The sequence below is a fragment of the Moorena sp. SIO3I6 genome, assembly GCF_010672095.1.
The window spans coordinates 1-16,695 of sequence record NZ_JAAHHU010000033.1 but is presented as its reverse complement, the minus strand read 5'-3'; the positions used below and the strand labels follow the sequence as shown (position 1 = coordinate 16,695).

General features: G+C 41.9%; 13 protein-coding genes. 1 reads left to right on the top strand and 12 read right to left on the bottom strand.

Annotation, left to right across the window (positions count from 1 at the left end; all coding sequences use genetic code 11):
* Positions 1–381 precede the first annotated feature (381 nt).
* From F6K49_RS12210 to F6K49_RS12155, 12 genes are all read right to left on the bottom strand, one after another.
* Positions 382–1,503: a glycosyltransferase family 4 protein gene (locus tag F6K49_RS12210; RefSeq protein WP_293096918.1), complete on the bottom strand. Its 1,122-nt coding sequence runs from the start codon at positions 1,501–1,503 to the stop codon at positions 382–384.
* A 270-nt stretch (positions 1,504–1,773) separates the two neighbouring features.
* Entirely contained in the window at positions 1,774–2,697 is a 924-nt protein-coding gene (locus tag F6K49_RS12205) for a beta-1,6-N-acetylglucosaminyltransferase (protein WP_293020011.1), read from the bottom strand.
* A 135-nt stretch (positions 2,698–2,832) separates the two neighbouring features.
* A complete protein-coding gene (locus tag F6K49_RS12200) occupies positions 2,833–3,939 on the bottom strand; it encodes a polysaccharide pyruvyl transferase family protein (RefSeq protein ID WP_293096915.1) in 1,107 nt (368 codons plus the stop codon).
* Between the two features lie 17 nt (positions 3,940–3,956).
* Positions 3,957–4,985: a glycosyltransferase family 2 protein gene (locus tag F6K49_RS12195; RefSeq protein ID WP_293020013.1), complete on the bottom strand. Its 1,029-nt coding sequence runs from the start codon at positions 4,983–4,985 to the stop codon at positions 3,957–3,959.
* A gap of 39 nt (positions 4,986–5,024) precedes the next feature.
* Positions 5,025–5,939, bottom strand: a complete 915-nt coding sequence (locus F6K49_RS12190) for an alpha-1,2-fucosyltransferase (RefSeq protein WP_293020014.1) — start codon at positions 5,937–5,939, stop codon at positions 5,025–5,027.
* Positions 5,940–6,020: 81 nt separating this feature from the next.
* Positions 6,021–7,892, bottom strand: coding sequence for a heterocyst formation ABC transporter subunit HepA (gene hepA, locus F6K49_RS12185; RefSeq protein ID WP_293020015.1), 1,872 nt, complete (start codon positions 7,890–7,892; stop codon positions 6,021–6,023).
* A gap of 51 nt (positions 7,893–7,943) precedes the next feature.
* The gene (locus tag F6K49_RS12180; RefSeq protein ID WP_293020034.1) at positions 7,944–8,204 is read right to left on the bottom strand and encodes a GDP-mannose 4,6-dehydratase; all 261 of its coding nucleotides are present in this window, start codon (positions 8,202–8,204) and stop codon (positions 7,944–7,946) included.
* Between the two features lie 319 nt (positions 8,205–8,523).
* Entirely contained in the window at positions 8,524–9,597 is a 1,074-nt protein-coding gene (gene gmd, locus F6K49_RS12175; RefSeq protein ID WP_293020016.1) for a GDP-mannose 4,6-dehydratase, read from the bottom strand.
* Positions 9,598–9,799: 202 nt separating this feature from the next.
* Positions 9,800–10,597 (bottom strand): heterocyst development glycosyltransferase HepC, encoded by a 798-nt coding sequence (gene hepC, locus F6K49_RS12170; protein WP_293020017.1) that lies wholly within the window; start codon positions 10,595–10,597, stop codon positions 9,800–9,802.
* Between the two features lie 141 nt (positions 10,598–10,738).
* On the bottom strand, positions 10,739–13,000 hold the full coding sequence (locus tag F6K49_RS12165) for a polysaccharide biosynthesis tyrosine autokinase (RefSeq protein WP_293020019.1): 2,262 nt from the start codon (positions 12,998–13,000) through the stop codon (positions 10,739–10,741).
* Positions 13,001–13,584: 584 nt separating this feature from the next.
* Positions 13,585–14,730, bottom strand: a complete 1,146-nt coding sequence (locus tag F6K49_RS12160; RefSeq protein ID WP_293020021.1) for a glycosyltransferase — start codon at positions 14,728–14,730, stop codon at positions 13,585–13,587.
* Between the two features lie 96 nt (positions 14,731–14,826).
* Positions 14,827–15,822, bottom strand: coding sequence for a sugar transferase (locus F6K49_RS12155; RefSeq protein ID WP_293020036.1), 996 nt, complete (start codon positions 15,820–15,822; stop codon positions 14,827–14,829).
* Between the two features lie 589 nt (positions 15,823–16,411).
* Between F6K49_RS12155 and F6K49_RS12150 the strand changes: the two genes are divergently transcribed.
* The coding region (locus tag F6K49_RS12150) for a hypothetical protein (RefSeq protein ID WP_293096912.1) at positions 16,412–16,695 on the top strand (284 nt) is incomplete at its 3' end.

The following is a 16,695-nucleotide window of genomic DNA, read 5'->3' as shown; positions in this document are numbered from 1 at the left end:
TGTTTAATTTTCCTTCGTCAAAAGTGCTATTTTTTTATTCAACAGCAACAAATAGCTATCCGGTCATTTTCCCAAAAAGGCTCTATAGGGTTATTTATTGACTAAAAAAAAATTAACAAATTGTTTCAATAGTCCTGATTTACCAGACAAATATTATACTATCACCTTTTTATCTTGCCAGAGCATAAAATAATTGCTTAAAGACCACTTATCGACCAGAGTCGGTACTACTGTTAGCCGTTGACAGTCAACATTCAACATTCAACAAAAACCAATCAATTACAATAGGGATCCGTTTAGGAATTCTGATAATTTTTGATGCCATATTCCCTCCCCCCTGCTCCGAAGTCCCTGCTCCCTTTGCGAAACATTAAATTTAGACTACCTGATCAGTTCTTCACATAAATCCACATAGCTTTGTGCCATCTTTTCCCAACTGTATTGGGCGGCTATCTTTGGTGCAGCTTGGCTCATCTGTTTCCTTTTTTCAGGATTAGTAGCCAGAAGACTTAACTCCTTTGCCAAAGCCTGGGTATCGTTGGGGTCAGACAAGACCACTCCGCAGGCTGGGGTAACTAATTCAGCCCCCCCGGCTGTGCTTGCTGTAATCACTGGCAAGCCAGAAGCCATTGCTTCTAGGAGCACTAGTGTGCAAGCTTCATAGCGGGATGGGAAAACAAATAAATCCACCGCCCGCATAATCTCAGGGAGGTCACGTCGGTACCCGAGAAAATGTACCCGTTCGCTCACATTTAGGGTTGCGGCTAGCTGAGGATAGGGACTACCTTCTGTGATGCCAGCAACAGCTAGGTGTAACTCAGGCACTTGGACTAAGGCGTGCAAAATTGTATCCAAGTTCTTCCGAGGTGTTCGGATGTCTCCAGCAAAAAATGCTAAAGGCACTCCCTCGGGAAGACCCAATTGTTTGCGGTCAGCCACACCGGGATAAAATTCTTGTAAGTCAACACCATTCACAATCACCCGAATGGATTCAGGGGGTACACCAATGTCTACTAATTCTTTCTTGACCTTTCCGGAAACTGCGACTACTACTTTTGCCTGACGGAAGGATTTTTTTTCCCAATGGGCATTCAAGGTTGTAACTAGCCACTGGTAAAGACCATACAAATCCCGACGTAGCCGAGAGGTATGGGCAGGCGATCGCAACCAAGAACTGTGGACAAAATGTACGGCATTCACATCTGATCCAGCTCTGGTAATGGAGCCGTTAACTTTTACTAAGTCCAGCTCACTACGGTGTTGATTTAACCAATTGCCACTCCGCCAGGAAAAGACCAGATGACGAATTAGTGCTGTTGGCCACCTTTTAACTGGAATCAAAATCCAGTTTACCTGATTACTCTGCTGGAGTTCTGGGGCGACATTACTGGCTAATAAGGTGACGTGATGACCGCGACGAATGGCTTCTTTGGCGACTTCATAGTTGACTCGACCTTGGCCATCATTTTTCATGACTTTGTGGGTAACGATACAGAGTTTCATAAGTAGCTATCCTGTTAAAATTATCGAAAACTCTGACTAGTGCATCCTTCGCAGAAGTCTTTAACTACCTGATCTAGTAATCCTAATTTACAGCCGTTTTCAGATGAATTGACCTCACTAACGACAGCTGCAAGCCCCCTAAATACCCCAATTCTGGGGGACTTTAACTCAATTTACCCCCAGAATTGGGGGGCTAGGGGGGCGAAACTTGCTGTAAACCTTAGAGAAATCAGAATGACTATAGGTAGATTCTTCCCTATTCTTCCCATCTTACCCAAGATGTTTGTCAAGCATATCGAGAACTTTGGCATCTACTTTGTCATCGAACTTGCGGGCAAAGTGCTTACCAGAGGTAATCATTGACTCAAAATCTTGGACACCCATTATGGCTGGATAGGGAGGAGTCCAAGAGATATAACGTTTGTTATCATTGACTATTTTTAGCATCGACTGGTTGAGCAGGATGCTCTGGATGAAAGACTCATCTGGTACGAGTGTGTTTCGATAGTGTTCTACAAATGCTGGGTTACGCTGAACAAATTGATGGATATATTGAATACAGCGATAGGAAAGTGTGTGCCACTGAGAACCCGCGTAGCACTGAAACTCTGGAGTGAAAGGTGTTGAAACGCAACGGATTGCTATTCTGGCACCAAACTTACCAGCCCTGATCCGGACTAGGGGCTGCCAATTGACAACACGATATAGTTTATATACTATAGTCTTTAGACTAGCTGGCAGCTTATAGTAGCGAAAAAAATAGCGCTCTATGCCCAAATCTTTGCCCCACTGCCAAGCTGTTTCTGGTGGTTCTTGTACCGGAAAATATTCCATAAATCCGTCATATTCGGTGTTCTGCAAGAACTGCTCGATTTGGCTGATTGGCTGAAGGGGATAGTCTTGACCAGAGAGGAAGATTAACCAGTCAAATGTCACAGAATTATCTATTAACCAGTTGATGCAGCGAAGTTCCATTTCCACCATAGAAAAATCTGCCCACTCAACTGGAACATAGTCTTCCAGGATGTGAACATTGTTGATATGCTCAAAAGAAGTTGGGCTAAGGCTCGACTTAGATTGATCATGGTGAATTAAGACCTGGGACTCAGGGTTACCAGTCTTAAGTTTCTTGACTAGTCTGACAATTTGGTCTGGATTGCTATGAGAAGCAATTAGGTAAACAATTTTAGTCATGATTGACTCTTAGGTTTAAATATTAGCGAATTTTATTCGCGTTTTATCTATCAAGCCTTACCCAGTAACTATACCTGTGGAATGTGTTATTAACGCCCCATACTACTTAAGTACTATCTATTACTTAAGTCCTATTTATAAAGGATAGGACTCTAACATTTCTTCTACAGCTACTTCAAGTTCTGAGCGTTCTTTTATAAACCGGGCGAAGGGAATTTGTGAAGTCCATGCTTCGTAAAATGCTTCATTCTTGTAATAAGAGTTAGGAAGAAAGATATGAGGAATCTCTAAAAGAGTACTAAGGATATGACCATGCAAACGATTAGTGATAATTAAACGATGCCTTTTGAATTGATAGATGCCGCTGTGCATCAGGCCCCAAGATGCTAGATTAATTTGGGAGTTATGGGTTGTTTTAAATTTCGCAGTATTAGTATGAAAATACTTCCAGTTTTGTCGGGATAACCATTCTTTAGGAGTTGCTAATCCTCGCTCATAAACTTCCCGAATTATTCTGACCAATCCTGGGATACGCCAATACCAACCTTTAGAGAGTTGCTTAGTAGTTCTTAGAGTCCATCTATCTGAAACCCAGTCTTCTAATACGAGATTTTGTATCTTAGAAGAAAGACTCAGGTTACTAGTGGCCTTAAGTTCTTGATCCTTTCGGGAAAGATAAAGACTAGAATTGTCTTGAGCAGGCTGGATAGAGTCAGTAGATAGACCAGCCATTTGAAATGCCATATCAGGGGCTTTAATCACCCGACAATTCCAGAAATTTTTAAGAGCAATTTCATAGCTGACTTGATCTCGGGTAAATAGGGTTAGGTTAGGATGGGAGTTAAAAACTTTTGCGGCTTTTTTGATGTTTTCGGGATTTTTAAAATAAATAGTCTGAGGAAAAATAATAATTGGTCGATCTCGATAGTTTTCTATGATCGATTCTCGAAAATTTTGAAAACCTTCATATAGATCACCTAATGCTCCTCCTCCATTAAAGATTATGGGGCATTGATCAATTTTTTTTAGGCTGGCATCAGAGAAACCGTTAATACCAGTGGCATACTTGATTTTCGTTTTTAAGGTATCTGTCAAAAAGAGTACAGAGCCTAACCAAATCAGGTGGTCGCCAATATTGTAATGATCAGGATTGTCTAGCAGTATACATTCTTCAAATTTGTCTAACTGTCCTAGAGAGTTATGAAGAACTTCTTTTACGTTTTCTGGTGTTGAAATAGTCATGGTAATTACTGAAATTATTAATGTAATTTTGAATGTACTTTTGTCTGTTGGATAATTTCCCCTCTGGAAGATATCTCGAAAGGATTTGCTAATTGTTGAGGTATAACGGTGAGCATGAGAGCTGCTACAGTTCGCAGACTGAAATTTTGACTCAAGGCACGAAAAAGATAGGGGCGTGCTTCTGCTAACCGTCCATCCCGTATCAGTCCAATACCCAGAGTTGTGTTCGCTTGTGCTAATTTCTGGGTAAAGTAACTCCGATGCTTTTGTAATTGAGCATCTGCTAAAAAGTGTTCGTAGCAAAAAATACCGGATTTGCCTTTGCGGATCTGAGCCTTGGCGTTTCCACTCCCACTGATATGGGTTTCAGATAACTCATGCACGCGGTATCGAGTCAGTCTTTCTGGATAGTAGTACGCGCCATCACCACTGCGGCAAGCTAGATAGGTTAGGTAGTAATCCCAATAGACCCCCACTGACAACAGTTCATCCCAATTAACCTTGTCCCTGCGAATCAAAGCAGAGGATGCAGGAGACACTGCTTGGTCTACTAGTCCGATAGTACAGAACGGCTGGTATACCTTTGCTTTAAGTTGGTCACGCTTCCAAAGCCGGGTATGTTCTTCAGTAGTTGCATAATTAATTACGCCATCTGCGTCGATAATATAATGGTCGCAAAAAGCTACAACTACATTTGGATTCGCTTCTAGGGGAGGAACTAGCTTTTCTAAAAAGTCTGGATTCCACAGGTCATCGTCATTGAGACTTGCTACATATTTTCCCTGAGCTTGTTTAAATGCGCCAGCAACATTGGGACCATTTCCTAGATTCTTTGAGTTCCGACGGAATCGGATCCGAGCATCTTGAAAGGACTCAATCATAGCTTGCGGATTCTCAGGGCTACAATCGTCAGAAACGATAATTTCAAGATTTTTGTAGGTCTGCTGGAGTACGCTTTCAACTGCTTGCTTGAGGTATATCAAGCGGTTATAGGTGGGGATGATAACACTGACTAGCGGCTCTTGCGCTTCTTGATGGTTTGACATATCCTTGTTATCTTGCCTCTGGTTGTAATAAGGAATTAATTACTGTGCAAATGAAATTGGAGGAGCGACATCTAGTGGCACATCATAAATTTGAAAACTGTCTAAGGATATGTCAGCATTGGGATCTTCAATCCAGTACAAAGGTACCCGTCCATAAAAAGCAGCCCACATGTTATAGGTACTTGGGGGACCTATGATATAGTCACACTGAGCAAGTGAGTACATATCTTCTACAATGTGGTTGTTGGCAAAAGCGAAATCTAATTTTGAGAATTTCTCTCTGTCCTGGGGCACATTTGAACATATTAAAAATTTGACTTTTTTTCCATTGAAAAGAGCTTCTGTTTTTTTCATCAAACTGACATATTCATCAGTAGTATAGAGATATTTTGCTCCTAGCAATTTTTTATAATCCCCCTGTCTAATGTGAACCCCAACCAGAATGTCACAGGATTTTTTTAGGTTACTTACGAGTTGGTTTATCGTTTGAGTATGTTGCTGTATTGGCGTAAAAAACTTCCTTATTGTTTCTGCATACTTCAAAAAGAGTACAGAATTTCTAAACCAATATCCATGAATAAATACTAAGTTTTTTTCACTAAAAAACTTGGCAAGTTTATCATTAAAAATTACAGCTTTGTGTACTCCAGTATCTCTTAAAATATTTATATTGGAGAACTTCAAATCTGTATAATCTTTAACCAATAAGCGGGTTGAATGGTAAACGAATCTATGAAAATTTCTTTTCAGTTTAAGACTATTGCCTTTAAGAACTGATTTTTGGGCAGGGTATCGACAAAAAAAATCGTTATGGGTTCCCTCAAAAAAAACTGCATATTCATCAAAGGCAGGATTTATGACTTTGAAGTTGTATTCCAATGCAAAAGCCATAAAGTTGGCAAATAGCATCATTCTATTGCCTAATTGACCTGTTTTTCTAACAATTACGAACATGTTAATACTCCGATAATATTGACAAGCAATCAATGATAGTTACTACTAGAGTTGGACATTGATAATTGCTACTAGCTAGTCTTAATTTGTTTGACCAACTTCATGCTGCATCTTGTGATATTTCCAAAGTTTACCGCGCTTTTCGAGTAACTCTTGATACTTTCCTTGCTCCACAATTCGCCCCTGTTCGAGAACGACTACCTTATCAGCTTTGGCAATGGTCGATAAGCGATGGGCAATGGTAATTACTGTCCGTCCTACAGCAAGTTTTTCTAAGGACTCCTGAATCAGGCGCTCAGACACAGAATCTAAGGCACTAGTTGCCTCATCTAAGATCAGAATCTCTGGTGCTCGCAGTAAAGCACGAGCAATTGCCAGCCGTTGACGTTGACCTCCAGATAATCGAACTCCCCGATCACCCAGTTGCGTGTCAAAACCTTCAGGCAAATCTAGGATGAAGTCTAATGCATTGGCAAGTTTTGCGGCTTCTCGAATTGCCAGGTCATCTGCCTGTTCTGAACCATAAGCAATGTTATTGCGAACAGAGGTGTTGAAAATAAATGTATCCTGACTAACAATAGCTAGTTTACGACGCACAGAGTTGATGTCAAACTCTTGTAAGTCAGTGCCATCAATGATAATTTTACCTGCGGTTGGGTCATAAAATCGGGGAATTAAGTCAGCAAGGGTTGTTTTACCTGAACCAGAAGCACCGACCAGGGCTGTTGTCTCTCCTTTGTTGATAGTTAAGGTAATATCGTGCAGTACTAGGTTAGAGGGATCGTAACCAAAATCCACCGAAGCAAACTCAATGGCTCGCTGCAATCCTGAAAATTGCACGTTACCATTCTGCAAGTATGGTTTGTTGTCAGTTCTCAGCAGCTCTTTAATGTTATTCATTGGTCCGGTGAATTCCCCAAGACGCCCTCTGGCATTATTAATCAGACGTATAATCGGGATCAGACGAAACAAAACAAACAAGAAGGTGAGTAATGAAGCTGCCTGCATCTGTCCATTAGGAACGAAGATGGTAAATGCTACAATAATCATGCCGATCAGAATTGTGGTGGCTAAGCTTTCCCCAATCGGTTCTATGGCATACCCAAATGATGCAGATTTGATAGTGATGTTTGCAACGTTTTCGCTAGCGTTATAGAATCGTCTACGCTCAAATTCTTGACTTGCAAATGCCTTAACTGTGCGAATGCCATTGATAAACTCTACAGCAACTGATGTAAAGTTACTGCCTGCCTTTGAAACATCAAAACTTGTCTCTCGCACCCTTTTAACCAAGTTAGAAAGACCAACACTCATCAGGCTAAAGAGCATTAATGAGGCAATGGAAAGTTGCCAAGAAAGCAAGAACATTGATGTGACATAGACAACTAGAAGAGAAACTCTAGTCAACATAAAAGCTGTCACATCAAAAGCTTGATTAATTTTTTCTAGTTCGGTAGTTAGACTGTAAACTAGCGCTCCAGAACGACTATGAGAAAAGTAACCCAAACTCAGCCGTTGAAGTTGCTCAAATAGCTTCTTGCGCAGCCTATCTAACAAATTCATCTGAGTTATCATGCTGTACCTGCGTCCACCAAACATAAAGGCTGAACGGAACCAGGTTGTGATCAGAATTAGAGCAGATATCCGGTAAATTCTATCATTGAACGGTCTATTTACTCCAAGTACCGATATATCGAACCAGTTAATACCTGTCTGAATTGGGGTAGCATTAGGGTCGGTTAGATTTTGTAAAAAATTTAGGATAAACCCTAATCCAAATCCTTCAAATAGTGAAGCAAGTATCGTTAAAACAATAGCAAAAAAAGCAGCTTGTTTAAGGAATTTAAATTCCCTTAATATGAAGTGGTTGTCTTGCCACAATTTAGTTGATTTTGTAAATCTGATTACAGAATCAATAAGCTTTATTTCAGCAATTCTATATAGAATACTCACTGGTTTTATTTAGACCTATTTTGATGGGGGGTATGCTTAACTTAAACAAGTTTAGCTAAAAAAACTAAGATCACTCTCCACCATTTCCGCGACAATATCAGGAAATTTATTTTTACTCTTCCAATTCAGCTCATCCCGAATTTTCCAGCTATCCCCACAAAGGGGCACTGTTTCGGTTGGACGATAAAACCTCTGATCAACTTCCACAAAATCTTGATAATCAAGACCAACGTTACTACAAGCACAATCTACTAATTCACGAACGGAGTGATTCACTCCGGAAGCAATCACATAATTCTCTGGAGCTTTGATTTATAGCGAGAAACCAGGTTTTAAGGCTCTTGGTGCGTAATTCCTGCTTCTAAGACAGTGCGTTCGCGTAGCGTATCCTACGGATAATCGCTTATTTTATGCAACGCTAATCCATCAACAACGTCTTATACTAGTCTGTTAATAGGTAATGGATAATGGGGAATTGCGCTCTCCTCGTAGTGTTTCAAAGCAGCAATAGTCTTTTTCTCAATTACCAATTCCCAATTACCCGTTAACCATTACCCGTTACCCATTACCCAAAGGGCGACTAACTATCTCTCTAATCCATTACTAAAAATGGGATTAGACCATATCATTACTAGGGATTACCAGTGGTAACAACCTGACGAATAAAAGCAGTATCAGCGGATTGAGTACAAGAGGTGACAGGCATGATACCTAGTGCCTGAAGGTCAGCATTAACCATGATTTCAACCAGTTGTTTAAAGCTCACTGAAGGTTGCCAACCTAGTATGGTATTAGCCTTGGTGGCATCACCTAACAACAGGTCTACTTCAGCAGGTCGAAAGTACCGTGGATCGATTTCAACGTATTGCTGCCAATCCAAATTCACTAAGCCAAAGGCAATATCGAGAAACTCCCGAATTGATTGAGTTTGACCGGTAGCAACAACATAGTCATCGGGTTCGTCTTGTTGCAGCATTAGCCACATAGCGCGAACATAATCCTTGGCATAGCCCCAGTCCCGTCTGGCATCGAGATTGCCCAGGTAAAGTTTCTTCTGCTGACCAGCTACAATGCGCGCCAAAGCACGGGTAATTTTGCGAGTGACAAAGGTTTCGCCGCGCCGGGGACTTTCGTGGTTAAACAAAATACCATTACAGGCGAATAGCCCATAGGATTCGCGATAGTTAATCGTTTGCCAGTGGGCGTAAACTTTTGCACAGGCATAAGGGCTACGGGGATAAAACGGTGTAGTTTCAGACTGAGGGACAGCCTGCACTAGCCCAAACATTTCAGAAGAGCCAGCCTGGTAAAAGCGTACCTGAGAGCCAATCCGCTGTTGATAGTGCCGTACCGCTTCCAACAAACGCAGGGTTCCCATACCTGTGGCATCGACGGTGTATTCTGGTGAATCAAAGCTGACCCGCACATGGGACTGAGCTCCGAGGTTGTACACCTCTATCGGCTGCACGTCTTCTAGAATGCGTTGTAGTGTCAAGCCATCAGTGAGGTCTCCGTAATGGAGAAATAACCGTGTCTGGGGATTGTGGGGGTCTTGGTAGATGTGGTCGATACGATCTGTGTTGAAGGTAGAGGTGCGTCGGATAATGCCATGGACTTCGTACCCTTTTTCCAGCAGCAGTTCCGCTAGATAAGACCCATCTTGACCGGTAATGCCAGTGATTAATGCTCGTTTAATGTCTGTCACGATTCCTCACGACTCTGATTAGAGTAATTAGTTTGCTAATGTACGGGATGAACACAAAGGCAAATCAAAATTGAAAATTGCAATTAATAACTTAATAAGTTAGGAAGTTATTAACTTTACAGGGAGTAGGGAGTAGGGAGTAGGGAGTAGGGAGTAGGGAATATGGCATCAAAAATTCTCACAATTCCTACAGGGATTGCTATTACAGCACTGGAGTACTTTGAGAATCGAACACATGCGATCGCATATCTTCTTGGTGAAGCCTGATCATTCCTGGCAACAACCTCAGCTGTCGCCGCTCCTCCTGGGTCATCCGAATCACCTCATCCAGTTTCCAAGGACGTGGTCCGACTAAACTCATCTCACCCCTTAGTACATTCACTAACTGCGGTAGTCCATCCAGACAATATTGACGCAGCCACTTTCCAAAATGTGTCATCTTAGACGTGACTTTGCCTTTGTGTATAGCTTCAGTGCGAAATTTAATCACTTGGAACAGCTTACCCCGTTCTCCAGCCAGCAATTGCCGAGAAAAGACTGGTCCTGGTGAAAAAATCGCTATCAGCAACATCAATCCCAGGAGCACTGGACTCAGAATCAGTAGCAATAGAGCAGCTAAACTCGAATCCATCACCCGCCTTAGTCGAGATCGGAATAGTTTTTCCCTACTAGACAATTCTGAGTTGAACGGTACCCTTAGAACAGCTTTCTTCTTCGCTTGCTCACAGGCATTGGTCCAAACTTTTAACCCTGTTTCACCCAGATTGGGGTCGATACAAACCAGCCCTACCGACGAGCGTTGCAAGCAATTACTTAACCAGGACTGACTTTGCAATGGAGGTAAATAATGCTGTTCATTTTTTTTGATAGGGAGTACCCACAACTGTTTCTGTCGCCACTTGAGCTTGCAGGGAGGCAAAGAACTGAGTGCTTCTGGCTCATCATCGATATCTAGGATTGAGATTTTGGAGGTTGTTAGTATGATTCTGGAAGTCGTCATCAATAGTTACTCCATTTCACGAAAATCAAAAGTCAAAGGTTAGATAGTCTCAGGTTTAATACGTATCATTCTCAGGTGTTCGTTAATTGAAACTTGAAACTTGTTAATGAGCAAGTTTCAATTAGCAATTAACCAAAAAATTCAACGAGACTTGACATGATTGCTTAACTGACGCTCTAGTTGTGGAGACACTGGAAGATCAGATACAGGCTGCTTTGGTTCAATAGCACCATGGCTGTTTCGCGAACCATAGTAAGCGTAGTTCTGATTAGAACTCTTGACCCCGTTAGCAATGATTCCAATCAGGTTTAAATTCCTGAGTATAGCAGTAGCCTGGGTGAGTTGAGATTGAGTAACTCGCTCTAGGCGTCCTACCATCAGCACACCTTGGCACAAAGATGCTGCTTGGAGTGCATCCACCATACCTAACACTGGGGGAGTATCCAGCAACACCAGATCATAGGTCTGCTGAAACTCTGCCATTAAGTTCTTCATCCGTTTAGAACCCAACAGCTTAACTGGGTCAATTGGGGTTGGTCCAGCAGTCAAAACATCAATGGTTGACCCCAAAGGTGAGATACTAACTGGGCTGGGTGTAGCAGTATCATCTTCCAATAAAGTAGAAAGTCCTTCCTGATTGGAGAGGCCAAGTTGTTGGTGCAACCTCGGACGGCGCATATCTACATCAATTAGCAGTACTCGTCGATGTAAACGAGCAGCACTCAAGGCTAAACCCAACGCCAGAGTTGACTTGCCCTCACCAGACAGCGCTGACGTAACCATCAGGGATTTCCACTCAGAACCAGAATTGAGCAACTGGATATTCACATAAATCATGTCCAGTGCTTCCTGAAATGGTCGCCATCCCAACAGTTCCATCATCGGAAGTGCTTTCTCGGACTGGCTCAAGCTAAGATTCAGAACAGGTTTACTGATTTTACCCTCTGGCAATTCTGGAATCATACCTAGCAAGGGTAGAGCCACTTGATTTTTCAGATCATCAGAGGTATGAATTCCATCATCCATGGCTTCCCGCACAAAGGCAGCCACACCACCGAGAAATAACCCAACCACTGCACCCAATAATAGGTCTTGGGTCATATTAGGACCGGTCTTCGAGCCCGGTAAAGGTGCTTCTACAACTTGCCAGTTAAATCCCCCCCGAGCCAATTCGATGCTTAACTCCTGCCGTGCTTGTAGTAGCTGCTGCAGAGTATTTTGTTGAATGGCTACTTGCGGTTGTAGACGATTGTACTGAGCAATCAGGGCTGGAAATTCCCTGAGTTGGATACGGATTTCCTCCTCTGTTTTGGCCAGGGCTTGATCACGAGTTTGTAGACTCACTAGATTAATTTGCGAGGTGATCAGTTCGTTGACCAGATTGATATCAACACCACCGAGCTGTCCTTCTGTCAGGAGGTTACTTCCAGTGGTAACCAGTTGAGTCGGAACTTGCCCTAAAACCCGTCTAGTCTCTTCCTGCAAGAGCGCAAACACACTCTGACGCTGTTCAATTAATTTTTGAATACTAGGATGAGCTTCAGTATAAATCCGACTTTGCTCCACCAAAGCCAGTTCTATTCTTTGGATTTCATTGAGCAAATTTTGATAGCGCCCAGATTGACTCAAGCGGGACGATGTCAAGGCATTTTGCGGTGAACGAGCCAGTTTTTGCTGAACAGCCTGGTAGCGAGTTTGAGTTTCCATGTACTGAGCGCGGATGGCTCGGCGCTCCTGTTCAATCCCATTCAGAGTTTGACTGACAGCTAGAGCTTGTTGTGAGGGATCAATCAGGTTTTTGCTCTTGCGAAACTGCTCTAGCCGTTGCTCAGCTTGCTCAAGATTATTACGAGCTGTTGGCAACTGCTGATTGATAAAAGCAAGACCTTTATTCAACCGCATTTCCTGCTGCTCTAGGTTGTAATCTTGATAAACCTTTTGAATAGCTTGCAGTACTTTTTGAGTTTTAATCCGGTCATTGCTGGTGTAGACCGCTTGAAATACCTTAGTTTCGGTTTTACCCTGCAGTACTTGAGCTAATCTTAAGGAGCCTCTAATATCACCGACTGTGATATCTGGGTAGTCATCACGAAGCAAATCCACTGCTCGTTGAATCAATTCAGAACTACGCATCAGCTGTAACTGAGTAGCATAATCGATATCAACAGTGGACTCAGTAAACTGACTCTCGATTCCTCGTGTTTTATCTATATAATTAGGCTCCACCAACAGCTGTAGAGAGCTGATATAAGTCGGCTCTTTCTTCAGAGTGAGATAGAAGGCAATCGGCAAGCTTGTCAACAGTACACTTATAATCCACAAGCGTCTGCGCCACAAAACTGCCAACAGTTGGCCATACCCTGCATCTGTTTCAGCTGCTCCGTTTAAATCAAGTTCCTTCATGGGATTTTAGATTAATGATTGACAAGTTTGGATTGGATGTTAAATTGACATCAAGTCGAGTGAATCAAGTCTAAACTAGTCCCGGGATGATTAGTAATCGGTTGAGATAAAATCCGGTTAATCACGTTGTTAATATTCCCTAGGGTTTTATCATTTTTTTCAAAATAGTTAATTTTAAATTAACTATTAACCCTTTAAAAATTGCAATATTTAAATTGCAATTTAAATATGACAAATCTTTGGTAAGCAAAATTATCCAGGATACCTGCAACAAATTTTACCTACCTTTTGGGAATGGGAAATTAGGACTTGGAGCCTGATTACCCATTACCCATTACCCATTACCAATGAACCGACAATCATAGGTTGCATCCCTTTTAGAGAAAGGGTATAAAAAGAAGTAGTCAACCGGACATGATATTATCTATTACCCATCAGCAGTCACCCGAGCAGGACTATATTGATTAGTCCACCAGATTGGATCTGATGATTTTGGAGTATCGACCAGTATAAATCCAAAGAAATCAACGAAAAAATCCAAAATCCAAAATCTAAAATCTAAAATCAGTCCAGCCACTATCCTGTCACGTAGCTAAAGTGGGAACCTTGGTTGAATGGGGAAAGGAATAGCTCAAATTAACAGGCTGCCCGCTGACGGTTTTATCAATAATTTGCCCAACTTTGTTAAAGAAAACGTCTTCAGTGAAATGACTCAGGGCATGGTCTCGGATTTTGGCATAATTCCAGGGAATTTCCCTAGCCTCAAGTAGTGCAGCTTGGAGTGCTTCCGGTGTTTGCCGTTGAAAAAACACCCCTGTCGTCCCTGGTATCTGAGTATCCAAAACACCACCTGCACCGTAGGCAATTACTGGGGTACCACTGGCGTTGGCTTCGATTGGCACTAAACCGTAATCTTCTAAAGCCGCCACGATCACCCCACGAGCTTTTGCCATCAAATGACAACGCTGTTTATCGCTGACGTATCCCAAGAATCGAATATTGTCCAAAGCTTTAGATTCTAGACGCTCTCGCTCTGGACCATCACCAGATACTAATAAGGGCCAGCCTAGCCAATTAAACGCCTCGATAATCAGATCGATACGCTTGTAACCCAGTAAACGAGATGATACTAGGTAAAAGTCTTCCTTTTGGTCGGAAAACACAAATTTATGGCTATTAATTGGATAGTTGACCGTCATGGCTGGCTTACCATAGATATTCTGGATACGCCGAGCGACAGTGGTCGAGTTAGCAATGTAAATGTCCGGCTCCTGGGCATAGTCCAGGTCTACTTTTCTGATCAATTGGAAGACTTTATCAATTACAGGAGAAAACGCTCTATATTCTCCATACTCCTTGAGGTAAGTTTGCGTATCCCACAAAAAACGGGTGACATTGTGGCAAAAGCAAACATGCTTGGCTCCTAATTTTTTCTTGACCGCCTTTGCGAAGCTTGAACAACTACTGATAATCAAATCGTAATTTTCTAAATCCAAGGCTCGAAAAGCTGGATAGTAAAACGGAGCCAAGAGTCTGAAGTATTTCGTTGACCCTGGAATGTTCTGAAGTCCGGTGGTATGCACTAGGCGCTCACCTAGGTCAATGGTGTTCTGGGCATCATACAAGGATGTGAACACATCAGCACTAGGGAAGCGCTTACAAAGCAGTTCAAATACCCGTTCTGCTCCACCCTTTTGCGTTAGATAATCATGAACTAGGGCAACTTTCATGCTTGTTTAATAGAAAACCTATTGCTAGAGAATACTCTAATCTATTTACCATTATATTTAATTTGTATCCGGAATTTTACCAAGATATTTTTGAGCCTAAACGGCTCCATTATTTTTCGACAACAAGATAAAAATTGTTTTGATAATGAGCTTAAGGTCATACATTAAGCTCCAGTTTCTTTGGTAGCGTAAATCCAGTTTAATTATATCTGCAAAATCCCGAACTTGCGATCGCCCATGCACCTGCCACTCTCCAGTCATTCCCGGTTTAACATTCAACCGTTGCCACTCGGGAACCTCATAGATTTCCACTTCCTTAGGTACCGGTGGTCTAGTACCTACCAAACTCATTTCACCTTTAATGACATTCCAGAACTGAGGTAGTTCATCCAAACTAGTTTTCCGCAAAAACCGACCCACCCTGGTGATTCTAGGGTCATTTTCGTTTTTGAATATCTTGGCATCCTTAGCTTGATTTTGAACGCTATCTTTCTGGGCTTCAGCATCAGTATACATCGAGCGGAATTTCCAGATCCGAAATCTTTTACCCATCCAACCACAGCGAATTTGACTAAAGAAGATTGGGCCAGGACTGTCGAGTTTAATCGCGATCGCAATGGGAATAAATAATATGGCAGTAATTCCTAAACCTACTATTCCCCCCACTATGTCTAAGCATCGCTTACTCCAAGAGCTTGTAGATGGGTGAGTTGTGGGTAACTGAGCCTTTGACCAATTGACAGCTATTGTTGTCAGGTTATATGAGGGGTCTAGAATTAATTTTTTGTCTAGCCCAGTCATGACCAACACAGCCATAACTGGAGGAGTTATACCCCTTAGTATTAGTGAGACCCCGTTTTCCTGAGTGATTTTGTGATTCCTGACTAAGGCACCAATTCCGCTACTATCGATAAACCCTGTCTGACTCAAGTCAGCAATGATAAGCTTAGGACAATAAGGTTTTTGGAGAAGCTGATCACAGGTTTCTTTAAATTCTATTGCTTCGAGTCTGCTCAGGCGGATCGGTAACTGGACTACAGCAGCTTCATTGATAAACCCTGCCTGGGAAGAAGTCTTTAACCTTGACTGCATCATGATATAATAGGAATTATAATGTCGATTAAATCGTCATTTTTTAGAGAGTATATTTTAACTATGTAGGAATTGTGTATAAAGTTTCGCAATCCTATGAACACCCTAGGTTTTTACCGTACATAGACCTACGGATCCTCTGCCCTTGATTCAGGCAATGTCAGAATTTTTATTACTCTTTGAATTTTGGTTTGAGGGTTATAGTAAGGTTTTAGGTTTTAATTATTGATTCCTAATGCCTTGGTTAAGGGTGCCTAGTATAGAAAAGCCTAGTTTAGCCCTCAATTAAATTTTTACGGAGTAATAGGTATATTTAAAATCGTCGGAAATTAACCTGTGGTAAAAAAAAATGGATACAAATTCCCCATTTATAATTTTATATCGTTACCATATAAGTAACCATTTAGTATTACTCATTTATGAGCAGTGACGTTGGTCAATTAGTGTTCTGTGTAATCCCGGATGAATGACTAATACAACTTTCACGAGTTTTTCATAAAATCCTGACAGAGCTAAAAATTTTTGATGAATTTTTCTTGAAGACGGTAAATATACCGGGTGCATCTCATATTTGTAAAAAAGATGGGAAGTGTGGGAAGTGTGGGAAGTGTGGGAAGTGTGGGAAGTGTGGGGCGGGGGCGCGGGGCGGGGGCGCGGGAAGTGTGGGAATTTTCGCCGGAATTTTTGCCTAATTGCAAAACTGAGATGCACCCTTTCTAGGGGATTACCGGATTTGATATCAGTTCTGATTCTGAGATCCCAAAAACTGTTGGCACAGATTGTTGTGGTCGGCAGAGTAGACTTTTGGCAACCTGGAGCATACAGATTCCAGTATTGTCGAAGGATTTCTGATAGTAAATCATTGCCTGAATT